Raw genomic sequence first — 13,557 nt, forward strand, 5'->3', positions numbered from 1 at the left:
GTCGGTTTCATGTTTTGCAGGGGAATGGCCGCGCGCCTCGCGTGCGCGGCGGCGTGTCTGCTTGTCGGATTGGCGCTTGCACCGTCTCACGCCCAGACTTTGACGATGCGGAGCGCGCTGTCGCGCGCGCTGGCCGCGAGTCCGCGCCTGACGGCGGCGGAGCGCGACGTCGGCATCGCCACGGGCCAGCGCATCCAGGCGGGCGCGCTGCTCAATCCGGAACTGACCTATGAACAGGACGATTCATTCGGCTCCGGCAGATATCGCGGCACGCGATCGGCCGAGACCACGCTCCAGATCAGCCAGGCCTTCGAGCTGTTCGGCAAACGGGAGGCGCGGATTGCCGCGGGCGCAGCCGGCATCGAGGTCGCCGCCATTCAGCGCAAGGCCGTCAGGCTCGAGGTGCTGTCGGAGACAGCGATCGCTTTCCTCAGCGTGCTCGGCGCGCAGCGGCGCATCCAGATCCTGGACGAACAGATCGCCGCGATCGACCGCCTGACGCCGCTTCTCCGCCGCCGCGTCGAGGCCGGCGCCTCCTCCCCGGCCGAGACCGGTCGCGCCGAAGTCGCCTCCGCCCTGGTGAAGGCGGACCGCGAGCGCTTCAAGGCGACGCTGGCCAGCGCCCGGCGCGAGCTGGCGGTGCTGATGGGAGATCCCGCCGCGAAATTCGGCGAGGTCTCCGGCCGGCTCGATATCACGGGACGCCCGCCGACGTTCCAATCGGTCGTCGCCGCGATCGATGCCAATCCGCAGCTGGTGCGCTGGACCGCGGTCTATGCTCAGCGCAATGCCGAGCTGTTGCTGGCACGGCTCAAGCCCTACCCCGACGTGCGGATCGCGGCTGGCTGGCGCCATTACAACGAAACCAATGACGATGCTGTGCGCCTCACGCTCTCGGTGCCAATTCCCGTGTTCGACCAGAACCAGGGCAACATCCTCTCGGCACAGGAAAGCCTCGCCAAGACCAAAGCCGAGCGCGAGGCCAACCGCAACGCGCTGATCGTGATCGCCGGCCGGGCCTATGACTCGCTGCAAGGCTCGCTGCGCGAACTCGCAGTCCTGCGCGAGACCGCGATTCCGAAGGCCGTCGAAGCGTCCGAGGCGATCGCGCAAGGCTACGGCCAAGGCCGCTTCACCCTGCTCGAAGTGCTCGACGCCCAGGCAAGCGTCACCCAGGCGCGGCTGCGTGAGCAGGAGGCGCTGCAGAACTTTCATGCGGGGGTGGCGACCATCGAAGGCCTGGTCGGCAATCCGTTCACGCTGGCGCGAGAGAGCGCACGATGAAGACGTCCTCCACCATTGTCGTCGCTGTCGTTGCCGCCGCTCTCGGCGCTTGTGGCTATGCCCTGCTGGCGCCGGCCAGGGTCCCGCCCGCCGAGCATGCCGCGGACAAGAAGCCGGAGAAGCCGAACGACCATGTCGAGCAGGACGAGCATGGCGCCGACCGCATCCGCATCTCCGATGTGAAGCTGGCGGCGGCCGGCGTGGTGCTGGCGGAGGCCGCGAGCGCGACGCTGACCGACACGCTCGCCTTCAATGGCATCCTGCGCGCCAACCAGGAAGCCGTGGTGCAGGTGACGCCGCGCTTTCCGGGCATCGCCAAATCGATCCTGAAGCGCATCGGCGACAAGGTCGCCAAGGACGATCTGCTCGCCGCGATCGAGAGCAACCAGAGCCTTACCGTCTACGAGCTGAAGGCGCCGATCGCCGGCACCATCATCGAGCGGCAGATCTCGCTCGGCGAATACGCTTCCGAGCAGAAGCCGGCCTTCGTCGTCGCCGACCTCTCCACCATCTGGGTCGATCTGTCGATCTACCGGCAGGACCTGCGGCGCGTCCACCTCAACGACGAGGTTCTGATCGATCTCGACGATGGCCGCGGCGAGATCAAGGGCACGATCTCCTACATGGCGCCGATCGGCAGTAGCGAGACCCAGACCGCGCTGGCCCGCGTGGTGCTGCCAAATCCGGACGGACGCCTGCGTCCCGGCTTGTTCGTCACGGCGCGGCTGATCCTTGCCGCGCGCAATGTCGCGGTTGCCGTGCGCCGCAGCGCGATCCAGACGCTGGAGAACAAGACGATCGTGTTCGTCCGCGAGGACGGCGACAAGATCGAGGCGCGCCCCGTGGAGCTTGGGGATTCCGATCCGCGCCATGTCGAGATCAAGGCGGGCCTTGCGGCCGGCGAGCATTACGTCGCCGAGAGCAGTTTTGTGGTCAAGGCGGAGATGGGCAAGGGAGACGCCAAGCATGATTGAGCGTCTCATCGCCGCCTCACTGCATCAGCGCTGGCTGGTCCTGCTGCTCGCGCTTGGCGCCCTCGCCTTCGGCGGCTGGAATTTCCAACGCCTGCCGATCGACGCCGTGCCAGACATCACCAACGTTCAGGTCCAGATCAACACCCGTGCGCCCGGCTATTCGCCGCTCGAGACCGAGCAGCGCATCACCTTCCCGGTCGAGACCGCGATGGGCGGCCTGCCGAAGCTCGACTACACCCGCTCGCTGTCGCGCTACGGCCTCAGCCAGGTGACGGTCGTTTTCAAGGACGGCACCGACATCTACTTCGCCCGCCAGCTCGTCGGCGAACGCATCCAGCAGGTGAAGGACCAGCTTCCGGCCGGCGTCGAGGTCGCAATGGGCCCGGTCTCCACCGGGCTCGGCGAAATCTTCATGTACACCGTCGAGGCCAAGGCGGGCGCCAAGACGCAAGGCGGCCACGACTATTCGCTGACCGATCTACGCACCGTGCAGGACTGGATCATCCGGCCGCAGCTTCGCAACGTGCCGGGGGTGATCGAAGTCAACACCATCGGCGGCTTCGAGCGCCAATTCCACGTGCTGCCGGACCCCGGCAAGCTGATGGCCTACCGGCTCGGCTTTCGCGACGTCATGACCGCGCTTGCCGCCAACAACGCCAATGTCGGCGCCGGCTATATCGAGCGCAACGGCGAGCAGTATCTGGTTCGCTCCCCAGGCCAGGTCGGCAACGTCAACGAGATCCAGGACATCATCATTGGCTCGCGCGGCGGCAATCCGGTCAGGATCAGGGACGTCGCGACCGTGACCGAAGGCCGCGATCTGCGCACGGGCGCCGCGACGTGGAACGGCGAGGAAACCGTGCTCGGCACCGCGATGCTGCTGATCGGCGAGAACAGCCGGACCGTGGCGCGCCGCGTCGCGGCCCGTCTCGAGGACATCGCCAAGTCGCTGCCCGAAGGCGTCATGACGCGGACCGTCTACGACCGCACCGATCTGGTCGAAGCCACCATCCGCACCGTCCGGAATAACCTGCTGGAAGGCGCGGCGCTGGTGGTGGCCGTGCTGTTCCTGATTCTCGGCAACATCCGTGCCGCCCTCGTCACCGCCTGCGTCATTCCGCTGTCCATGGCCATGACCATCACCGGCATGGTCGAGACCAAGGTCAGCGCGAACCTGATGAGTCTCGGCGCAATCGACTTTGGCATCATCGTCGATGGCGCCGTGATCATCGTCGAGAATTGCCTGCGCATGCTGGCCGCGGCCCAGCGCGACAAAGGCGGGCTGTTGACGACGTCCGAGCGCCTGCGTGCGATTCTGCGCGGCTCGCGCGACGTCATCAAGCCGAGCCTGTTCGGAACGCTGATCATCGCGGTGGTCTACCTGCCCGTGCTGACGCTGACCGGCGTCGAAGGCAAGATGTTCACGCCGATGGCGCTGACCGTGCTGATGGCGCTGGGCGCTGCCGTGCTGTTCTCAGTAACCTTCGTGCCGGCTGCCATTGCGATCTTCGTCACCGGCAAGGTGTCGGAGCACGAAAACCTGTTCATGCGGGCAGCGAAACGCGCCTATCTTCCCCTGCTCCGATTTGCCATCGACAACCGGCTCGCCGTCGCAATCATGGCCGTCGTCATCGTGGTCGCCAGCGGTATCGCCGCCGCGCGCATGGGCGGCGAGTTCATTCCGAGCCTCGACGAAGGCGACGTCGCGCTGGCCTCGATCCGGATTCCCGGCACCAGTCTCACGCAGTCGCTTGAGCTTCAGAAGGCGCTGGAGAAACGCATCAAGCAGATCCCTGAAGTGAAGGAGTTCTTCACCCGCATCGGCACCGCGGAGATCGCAACCGACCCGATGTCGCCCGCGCAGACCGATGGCTATATCATGCTGAAGCCGCGCGCCGAATGGCCCGACCCAAACAAGCCGAAATCGGAGGTAATCGAGGCCATCGACCATGCCGCGGACGACATTCCCGGCAGCGCCTATGAAATCTCCCAGCCGATCCAGTTCCGGGTCAACGAGCTGATCTCCGGCGTGCGCAGCGACGTCGGCGTCAAGATCTTCGGCGATGACCTCGACATCCTGCAAGGCGCGGCCAAACAGGTGGAGGCCGCGATCCGCGGCATCCGCGGCGCCAGCGACGTCAAGATCGAACAGGTCGCAGGCCTGCCGATCCTCACCGTCCGGCTCGACCGCCAGGCGCTCGCCCGCTACGGCCTCAGCGTCGGTGAGGTGCAGGGCATCGTCGAGATCGCGGTGGGCGGCAAGTCGGCCGGCAAGCTGTTCGAGGGCGACCGCCGCTTCGACATCGTCGTGCGCCTGCCGGAGCATCTGCGTGGCAATCTCGAAGCGATCCGGGCGATCCCGATCCCGCTGCCGCCCGGTGAGGAGGCCGGCTCCGGCACGGCCATTCGGACCGCGCTGGCCGCCTCCCCGCTCACCCAGATGCGTTATGTGCCGCTGTCGTCGGTCGCCACCGTCGATGCGACGCCCGGTCCCAACCAGATCAGCCGCGAAAATGGCAAGCGGCGCATCGTCGTCACCGCCAATGTCCGCGCGCGCGACCTCGGCTCCTTCGTGGCCGAGGCCGAGGCGGCCGTAGCCGAGAAGGTCAAGCTGCCGCCGGGCTACTTCATCGGTTGGGGTGGACAGTTCGAGCAGCTGGTCTCCGCGACCAAGCGGTTGACGATCGTGGTGCCGGTGGCGCTGCTCCTGGTTTTCCTGCTGCTGTTCATGGGCATGGGATCGGCGGCCGATGCGGCGCTGGTGTTCTCCGGCGTGCCGCTGGCGCTGACGGGCGGCGTTGCGGCACTGCTGCTGCGCGACATTCCTTTATCCATCAGCGCCGGCGTCGGCTTCATCGCGCTGTCGGGCGTGGCCGTGCTCAATGGGCTCGTGATCATCGCGTTCATCGAGCGGTTGCGCCGCGAGGGACGGTCTGTCGTCGATGCCGTCCGCGAGGGCGCCCTGACGCGGCTGCGGCCGGTGCTGATGACGGCCCTCGTCGCCTCCCTCGGCTTCGTGCCGATGGCGCTTGCAACCGGCGCCGGCGCCGAGGTGCAGCGGCCGCTCGCAACCGTGGTGATCGGCGGCATCATCTCCTCGACCGTGCTGACGCTTTTGGTGCTGCCGGCGCTCTACGTGCTGTTCAGCCGTGACGCAGGCGCCGAAACGCCTACAATGGCGCCTGATTTGACAGCGTCAGCGGAGCGCTAGAGGTGGCCGGCCACGACCATCACGGACATCACCACCATGATCATGGCGGCCATTCGCATGATCATGGTCACGACCACGGCCATGCTCATGGCCACAGCCACGGGCACGCGCATGTCCATGCGCCCGCCAGCTTTGGCAAGGCGTTCGCGATCGGCATTTCGCTCAACACCGCGCTGGTGGTGGCCGAGGCGGTCTATGGCTATATCGGCAACTCCACTGCCTTGCTCGCCGATGCCGGCCATAACCTGTCCGACGTGCTCGGCCTGGTCGTGGCCTGGGGCGCGTCGATCGCGACAAGGCGCGCGCCGAGCGGCCGCTTCACCTACGGCCTGCGCGCCTCCACGATTCTTGCCGCGCTGGCGAATGCGGTGTTCCTGCTGGTCGCAACCGGTGCCATTGGTTGGGAGGCGATTTTGCGCCTGCGCGCGCCGGAGCCGGTCGCCGGCGTCACGGTGATGGTGGTGGCCGGCATCGGCATCCTCATCAACGGCTTCACCGCCATGCTGTTCGCGCGCGGGCGCAAGGACGACATCAACATCGAAGGCGCGTACTTGCACATGGCCGCCGATGCCGCGGTCTCGCTCGGCGTGGTGGTCTCGGCGGCGCTGATCATCTGGACCGGTTGGCTCTGGCTCGATCCCTTAACCAGCCTCGTCATCTGCGCCACCATCCTCTGGAGCACGACCAGCCTGTTGCGCGGCTCCATCGACATGTCGATGGCAGCCGCACCCAAGGGCACCGACCTTGCCGCGATCAGGACATTCCTGCTGGCGCGACCGGGTGTCTCCGGGATCCACGATCTCCACGTCTGGCCGATCTCGACCACCGAGACGGCGCTCACCTGCCATCTCGTGATGCCCACTGGGGCCGGCGACGCATTCCTGATGGAGACCGCGCAGCTGCTCAAGACCTCATTCCGCATCGGCCACACCACGCTTCAGGTCGAGACGCATCCCGACAATGGCTGCGCGCTTGCGCCGGATGATGTGGTGTAGAATTCACAGGCCATCCACACCGTCATTGCGAGGAGCACTTGCGACGAAGCAATCCAGACTGTCTCTGCTGAGACAGCCTGGATTGCTTCGCTGCGCTCGCAATGACGATGGGGAAGCAGCGCGTCTACGTCGCCTTCGCCGTCACGATCCAGATCGCGCCCTGCAACGTCACCGACTGCCCCTTCAGGAACGGGGCGAGCATGTCGCGGATCGAAGCCTTGGCTGCGTCATAGGTCTCCGGCGGATGCCCTTGCAGCGCGCGGCTGGCGGGGCCGATCTGGAGCGCACCGTCGACGGCGGCATCGAGGCCACCGCCGATCGCGATGTCCATCGCAAGATTATGCGGCTGCATCGCCGCGTCCACGAAGCCGGCACCCTTCAGGATGCGCATCACGCGCTCTTCTGAGGCAAAGGCGAACGGGCCCGGCTCCTCCGGTCCGACCGGCGGCATTTTCGGCACGTGCTTGTAGACCGCCATCAGCGGCGCCATCATCCACGGATTTTCCTTCGGCTCGCGCCAGCAGGCGAAGGCAAGCCGCCCGGACGGCTTCAGCGCACGGCGGAGATTGGTGAAGGACGCGATGGGATCGGCGAAGAACATCACGCCAAAGCGCGAGGCGAGCAGATCAAAGCTCGCCGGCTCGAACGGATGAACGGTCGCATCCGCCAGCACGAAATCGAGCGGCAGCCCCTTCGGCGCCAACGCGCGCGCCTGCGACAGCATTGGATCGGACACGTCGAGGCCGAGCGCAAAGCCACCAGGCGCCACCGCCTTCGCGAACGCGACCGTCGTTGCACCCGAGCCGCAGCCGACGTCGATCACGCGCTCGCCCGGCTTCGGCTTGGCGCGATCGATCAGCACGTCCGCGATTGGCCCGAGCAGCGTCTCCTGCGCCGCATGACGATCAGCCCAGCGCTGTCCGCTTGGGCCGTTCCAATAGGCGATCTGGTCGGCGTTGAGCTCGTGTCCGCTTGACTGTTCCATCACCCTCTCCGCGACAGTGCCGAACGTCCGCGCCCGGCCCAAGACGCTTATCCACATGTCCTTCCCTGCTGCAAGGCCGATTTCAACGCGGCGGCCGAGGCTGATGTGCCAAGCCAAGTTGACACAGCCAAGCGGCCCTGCGCTAACTCAGGGAACAGGAGAACACCCCTTGAAGTCGGAACGATCAGTCGGCATCGATTGCCTGCGCGCCATCTCGATCATCTGGGTGCTGCTCTATCATTTCGTCCCGGGTCAGGCTTTCAGCCGGGGCACGTTCGGTGTCCTGCTGTTCTTCATCATCAGCGGCTATTGCATCGCGTTCAGCGCTGAGACGTCGCAATCGGCGTGGCACTTCTATGCCAAGAGGCTCGGCCGCCTGCTGCCGGCGTTGATTGTTTGTGGCCTGCTGACGACGCTGTTCAAGAATCTCATGCCCGAGCTGGTCGAAGCGGGCCGTGGGGTGAGCTGGTTCGACTACGCCTATACGCTCATCGCTCTTCCGACGCTCAACGTCCTTCACGTCGACTATCATCTGCCCGACGGCGCCTATTGGTCATTGCAGATCGAGTTTCAGTTCTACCTCTTCTGCTTCATGATGATGGGGCTGGGGCTCAAGCAACGCCTGTTGGCATTGCTCTGCGTGGTGACCATCTTCCGGACCCTGACCACCAGCACGGACTATGCCACGTCCAACGATTTCTTCCCGTTCTTCATTGCCGGCATGAGCGTGGCGGCCCTCGTCAGGGGGCGCAGCAGGGAGGCGATCATGGGAATCGTCGTCGCGTTCTCGCTCGAACTCTATCATCTGAATTTCAACGTCAAACAGCCCTCGATGGCGATCGAGATGTACCGGTCGCTGCTGCTGTGGTCCGGCACCGCCGCGGCCTATCTTGCCGCGCGGTATGACCATATCCTGCTACGATCGCTCCGCGCGCTAGCTGTTCCCTTGGCATTCATCGGGGTCATCAGCTATCCGCTCTACCTGCTGCATCAGGACATCGGGACCATGATCCTGCAATGGGCCCAGATTGGTCTTGTCTCGAAGCCGGCCCTGCTCATTCGCGCCGTCGTGCTGCCGGGCTTCCTTATCGGCATAGCCTGGCTGGTCTACGCACTTGTCGAGCGCCCCACGATCAAGCCGCTGACGGCCTTCCTGACCCACCCGCTCGCCTGGCTTCGCCAATGGCAGCCCGCGGCAGTCAAATCCTCCGCCGCTGCCAACGCCGGCGACGTCATGCCCCAGGACTTGCCAATCCGATAGCGTCCTTGCCAGTCCGATAGCGTCGGCTTTCGCGCAGGCAGGCGCGGCAGCAATCTCGATAGATGAGATCCAGCAGAGTACGCATCGGCCAACCCTCCGTTGTCGCTAGCGGCTTGATATGGCCCACCTCGACGGAGGCTCCTGTGACATTGGTCACATAGGAGGCTTTGCCTTGGTGGCATGCTCCGACTATTCTGATCACATTGCGATTTGGGACTGCAATGCGCATCGAAGCTCGCCAGCTGGCGTCGAGCTTCGTGCCGGCGTACTTGTTGAACAGCGTCAGCGAGCGCTGTGACGAAGCGTTCCAGTCGCCGTCCGCCGAAGACGCGGCGGAGTTCTGACTGCACCAGCTTCGTCATTTCCTGCGGCGACAGGCTCGGCTGCGACGAAGTCGGGGCGACGGCGGCGACCGCTGGACGCGATCAAGGCCAAGCCGGGCCGCGTCTGCCCGCTGGTTTGCGATCACGGCTTCAAGGCCGACGGCGACGCCTGCGTGAAGAGCGCCTGCCGCGCGGGCTATCCCGTCAATGACGAGAACGAGTGCGAGAAGGTGCAGGAGAAGAAGCCGATAGCGACGCGCGATAATTCGAAAGGGCGGGATAGCGAGCGGAAACAAACGGAGGCTGCGCCACCATCTCCGCAAGCCAAATCGTCAGGACAGATAATTTGCAATGCAGCCGGTTGCCGTCCAATTCGATCGGGCTGCAGGCTCGAGGCAAATAGAGCCGGGGTACGTGGCTACGGCAGTGGACCTGGCGACGTCGAAGTTTGCAACTGACAGCGGTGTAACCGTCCAGCAGTACTGCTTAACTTGAAGCTAGCCCCAACGAGAACGACGCTGCCTCGCTCGACCTGCGAGCGCAGACTGGTGGGCGGTCACGGATTCGAACCGCGGACCCTCTGTGCGCATTGCGGCCGCATTGGTTTCACCGAACGGCCACATCGGAATCAGATGCCAACCAGATTTCCTCGATAGCGTCGCCGTTCCTCAAACTGGAAAGGCAAGACCATGCGCAGCTTCACGGCATCCGTCATCGTTGCAGCTCTCTCGCTCGGAACACCTACTCTGGTGCAGGCACAGGGCGCATCGTCGCAACCCGGCGCGGAACAGCCGTCCACTCAGTCGAGCACGGTGATCCGGAGCATACAGGTCGTGGACGTCAAGGAATTGCAGCCGGCGGTGCGCGCGAAAGTCGATGAACTCGTGGCGCAGACAAGCGATAAAGACATCCAGTCGCTTCGGCAGTCCATCGACGCTACACCGGAGGCAGCCTCCGTGCTCAAGGCCAAGGGCTTGAGCTCGTCCCAAGTCGTCGCGATCAACATCGCCGACGGAGTCCTGACGATGTTCACCAAGACCGCCTGATATCGGACGGGAGTTGAGACGCCGCCCGGCGGCCGCGAGCACGATCGCCGCCTCCTCGGCCGGACGACGAGATCCGCGCTACGAAAGAGGGTTGCCCTGCGGCGGGCCTGCTGCAGGGCTGCTCCTGTCCAGCATGAAAACCCGGACCAGGCCGCAAATTGGAGCCAGTTCGCGGCGCGCTCGGCTCTTGCTTCGGCACCCGCCGGGGCGCTAAAGAGGCGCACTTGAAGGCGCACTTGGGCGGTTAGCTCAGCTGGTTAGAGCATCTCGTTTACACCGAGAGGGTCCGCGGTTCGAATCCGTGACCGCCCACCAGCCTTTCGCTCGCTTCGCGAGCTACGGCTCGGCAGGCCAGCACAGCAGGTCATGAGCGCGAAGTGAGCGAAGGCTGCCGCGCCGAAGCCCATCGGGCGAAGGCGGGCCCTCAGACGCGAACTACGGCTCGGCAAGCCAACCTCAATCCTTCGGCCTTCCCGGCAGCAGCGGCACCGCATCGATCCAGACCACCGCCGACTGGCACCAGATCTGCCGGACCGGCCTAAGAGCGTTGCGCTGGCGGATGCTGCCCCAGCGGATGCCCCAATCGTCGGCGTCATCGCCCTCGCCGCTCGTGAACAGCGGGGAACCACAATCGGCGCAGAAATGCTGGAAGCGCATGCGGCCGTTCTCGCCCCGCTTGCCGTAGATCTTTGGCGTGCCGCCGGTCAGGCGGACGTCCGCTCCGGAACAGACGGCCGTCACCCGGAACGGCGAGCCGGTCAGCGTCTGGCAGTCGGTGCAGTGGCAGACCGAGACCTCCTCGGGGTCGATGTCGGCCTCGAAGGTGATCTTCCCGCAATGGCATTGCCCATCGATCTGCATCGCCCTCGTCCCTTCAAAAACAAAAACGGCGCCCGAGGGCGCCGTCTTATCATCTTTCGCTGAGCCTTAGTGAGCGGTCAGGCCGCCGGCGGCCTCATCCCCATCCGGCTTCACCGTCACCTTGGTGTCTTCTTCCCAGACGATCGGCACCGGCTTCTTCACCAGCGCCTTGGCGACGACGTCGTCGAGGCGCGAGACCGGGATGATCTCCATGCCGCCCTTGATCGCATCGGAAATCTCCGTGAGATCCTTGGCGTTGTCCTCGGGGATCAGCACCGTCTTGATGCCGCCGCGGGCAGCTGCCAGCAGCTTCTCCTTCAGACCACCGATCGGCAGCACGCGGCCGCGTAGCGTGATCTCGCCGGTCATCGCGACATCGTGGCGGACCGGAATGCCGGTCATGACCGAGATGATCGCGGTGGCCATGGCGACGCCAGCGGACGGACCGTCCTTCGGCGTCGCGCCCTCCGGCACGTGCACGTGGATGTCGCGCTTGTCGAACAGCGGCGGCTCGACGCCGTAGTTGATCGCACGCGAGCGGACGTAGGACGCCGCCGCCGAGATCGACTCCTTCATGACGTCGCGGAGATTGCCCGTGACCGTCATCTTGCCCTTGCCGGGCATCATGACGCCTTCGATGGTCAGCAGCTCGCCGCCGACATCGGTCCAGGCAAGGCCGGTGACGATGCCGACCTGCGGCTCGCTCTCGATCTCGCCGAAGCGGTATTTCGGAACGCCGAGCAGCTCTTCCAGAGTCTTCTCGGTAACCTTGACCGACTTCTTCTTGGAGATCATCAGCTCCTTCACCGCCTTGCGGGCGAGTGTGGAGAGCTCACGCTCCAGATTGCGCACGCCCGCTTCGCGAGTGTAGCGGCGGATCAAAAGCAGCAGCGCGTCGTCGTCGATCGAGAACTCCTTGGAGTCCAGGCCGTGCTTGGACACCGCGTTCGGGATCAGATGCTTGCGCGAGATCTCGACCTTCTCGTTCTCGGTGTAGCCCGCGATCCGGATGATCTCCATGCGGTCCATCAACGGCCCCGGAATATTGAGCGTATTCGCGGTCGTGATGAACATCACGTTGGACAGATCGTAGTCGACCTCGAGATAGTGGTCGTTGAAGGTCGCGTTCTGCTCGGGATCGAGAACCTCGAGCAGCGCCGAGGACGGATCGCCGCGGAAATCGGCGCCCATCTTGTCGATCTCGTCCAAGAGGAACAGCGGATTGGACGACTTCGCCTTGCGCATCGACTGGATGATCTTGCCGGGCATCGAGCCGATATAGGTGCGGCGGTGACCGCGGATCTCGGCCTCGTCGCGCACGCCGCCGAGCGAGACGCGCACGAATTCGCGCCCCGTCGCCTTCGCGATCGACTTGCCGAGCGAGGTCTTGCCGACGCCGGGAGGCCCGACGAGGCACAGGATCGGACCCGTCAGCTTGTTGGCGCGCGACTGCACCGCGAGATACTCGACGATACGTTCCTTGACCTTCTCGAGCCCGTAATGATCAGAGTCCAGGATGGCTTGCGCCGCTTCCAGGTCCTTCTTGACCTTGGACTTCTTGTTCCACGGGATCGACAGCAGCCAATCCAGATAGTTGCGCACGACGGTCGCTTCCGCGGACATCGGCGACATCTGGCGCAGCTTCTTCAATTCGTGCTGCGCCTTCTCGCGCGCTTCCTTGGAGAGCTTGGTTTTGGAGATCTTCTCTTCGAGATCGGCGAGCTCGTCGCGACCATCGTCGTCGCCGAGCTCCTTCTGGATCGCCTTCATCTGCTCGTTGAGATAATACTCGCGCTGGGTCTTCTCCATCTGGCGCTTGACGCGCGAGCGGATGCGCTTCTCGACCTGGAGCACCGAGATCTCGCTCTCCATCAGGCCCAGCACCTTCTCCAGGCGCGTGGTGACGGACAGCGTTTCCAGGATACCCTGGCGGTCCGCGATCTTGACCGCGAGATGCGAGGCGACCGTGTCGGCGAGCTTGGCGAAATCAGTGATCGCCTGCACGACGCCGACGACCTCGGCCGAGATCTTCTTGTTGAGCTTCACATAGCTCTCGAAGTCGGACACGACCGAGCGCGCCAGCGCCTCGGCCTCGACCGACTTCGCGTCGGTGTCGGCGAGCGCGACGGCGGTCGCTTCGTAATAGTCGGCGCGATCGGTGTATTTCTGCACGCGCGCACGCTCGAGCCCTTCGACCAGCACCTTCACGGTGCCGTCGGGAAGCTTCAGGAGCTGGAGCACGCTGGCAAGCGTGCCGGTCTCGTAAATCGCATCGGGCGCCGGATCATCGTCGGACGCGTTCTTCTGCGTCGCCAGCATGATCAGCGCATCGTTCTTCATCACCTCTTCGAGCGCGCGGATCGATTTCTCGCGGCCGACGAAGAGCGGCACGATCATGTGCGGGAAGACGACGATATCGCGCAGCGGCAGCACGGGATAAGCGTGCGTTGCGCCATGAACGATGGTTGGCCGGGGTTTGGGATTAGTCATGGCCTTTTCCTTTTGCTTTGCCCCCTCGCACGCAGCCCGCTGCATGCGCAACCGCCACGAGGTGCCGAGGTGATCCGCAGAACCGGTCGGTCCTTTTGCGAGTTGGACCGGCTTGCCGGATCGGAAC

Annotated in this window: 9 protein-coding genes, 1 tRNA gene and 2 pseudogenes; 8 read left to right on the forward strand and 4 right to left on the reverse strand. The window is 64.9% G+C overall.

The features are described 5' to 3' along the window. The first annotated feature begins 9 nt into the window (after positions 1–9). The 4 genes from ihpA to LRP30_RS22335 are packed head-to-tail and all read left to right on the forward strand — an operon-like array spanning position 10 to position 6,464. Positions 10–1,284: a divalent metal ion exporter subunit IhpA gene (gene ihpA, locus LRP30_RS22320; protein ID WP_249756352.1), complete on the forward strand. Its 1,275-nt coding sequence runs from the start codon at positions 10–12 to the stop codon at positions 1,282–1,284. Next, complete coding sequence (ihpB, locus tag LRP30_RS22325; protein ID WP_249756353.1) at positions 1,281–2,258, forward strand: divalent metal ion exporter adaptor subunit IhpB; 978 nt, start codon at positions 1,281–1,283, stop codon at positions 2,256–2,258. Before ihpA ends, ihpB begins: the two co-directional genes overlap by 4 nt. After that, a complete protein-coding gene (locus LRP30_RS22330; protein WP_249756354.1) occupies positions 2,251–5,469 on the forward strand; it encodes a CusA/CzcA family heavy metal efflux RND transporter in 3,219 nt (1,072 codons plus the stop codon). The genes ihpB and LRP30_RS22330 overlap by 8 nt, the downstream gene beginning before the upstream one ends. 2 nt (positions 5,470–5,471) lie before the next feature. Continuing rightward, positions 5,472–6,464 carry a cation diffusion facilitator family transporter gene (locus LRP30_RS22335; RefSeq protein WP_249756355.1) on the forward strand — a complete coding sequence of 331 codons (993 nt, stop codon included), beginning with the start codon at positions 5,472–5,474 and terminating at the stop codon, positions 6,462–6,464. 124 nt (positions 6,465–6,588) lie between these two features. On the opposite strand, the gene LRP30_RS22340 is transcribed toward LRP30_RS22335, so the two are convergent. Further along, positions 6,589–7,449: a methyltransferase domain-containing protein gene (locus tag LRP30_RS22340; protein ID WP_249756356.1), complete on the reverse strand. Its 861-nt coding sequence runs from the start codon at positions 7,447–7,449 to the stop codon at positions 6,589–6,591. 169 nt (positions 7,450–7,618) lie between these two features. Here LRP30_RS22340 and LRP30_RS22345 point away from each other — a divergent pair, with 169 nt between their 5' ends. Continuing rightward, the gene (locus LRP30_RS22345) at positions 7,619–8,710 is read left to right on the forward strand and encodes an acyltransferase (protein WP_249756357.1); all 1,092 of its coding nucleotides are present in this window, start codon (positions 7,619–7,621) and stop codon (positions 8,708–8,710) included. Positions 8,711–8,934: 224 nt separating this feature from the next. On the opposite strand, the pseudogene LRP30_RS22350 reads toward LRP30_RS22345, so the two are convergent. Beyond that, positions 8,935–9,123, reverse strand: a pseudogene (locus LRP30_RS22350) (caspase family protein); the annotation flags it as partial. 2 nt (positions 9,124–9,125) lie between these two features. Here LRP30_RS22350 and LRP30_RS22355 point away from each other — a divergent pair. The 3 genes and pseudogenes from LRP30_RS22355 to LRP30_RS22365 form a co-directional block, all read left to right on the forward strand. Continuing rightward, positions 9,126–9,491, forward strand: a pseudogene (locus LRP30_RS22355) (caspase family protein); the annotation flags it as partial. 231 nt (positions 9,492–9,722) lie between these two features. Then, positions 9,723–10,079: a hypothetical protein gene (locus LRP30_RS22360; protein WP_249756358.1), complete on the forward strand. Its 357-nt coding sequence runs from the start codon at positions 9,723–9,725 to the stop codon at positions 10,077–10,079. 238 nt (positions 10,080–10,317) lie between these two features. Beyond that, a tRNA-Val gene (locus tag LRP30_RS22365) sits at positions 10,318–10,394 on the forward strand. A 141-nt stretch (positions 10,395–10,535) separates the two neighbouring features. Here LRP30_RS22365 and LRP30_RS22370 read toward each other — a convergent pair. After that, positions 10,536–10,940, reverse strand: a complete 405-nt coding sequence (locus tag LRP30_RS22370) for a GFA family protein (protein WP_128956526.1) — start codon at positions 10,938–10,940, stop codon at positions 10,536–10,538. Positions 10,941–11,006: 66 nt separating this feature from the next. Beyond that, positions 11,007–13,430, reverse strand: coding sequence for an endopeptidase La (gene lon / locus LRP30_RS22375; RefSeq protein ID WP_128933419.1), 2,424 nt, complete (start codon positions 13,428–13,430; stop codon positions 11,007–11,009). Positions 13,431–13,557 lie beyond the last annotated feature (127 nt).

The sequence above is a fragment of the Bradyrhizobium sp. C-145 genome (assembly GCF_023375135.1).
Lineage (GTDB): Bacteria > Pseudomonadota > Alphaproteobacteria > Rhizobiales > Xanthobacteraceae > Bradyrhizobium > Bradyrhizobium zhanjiangense.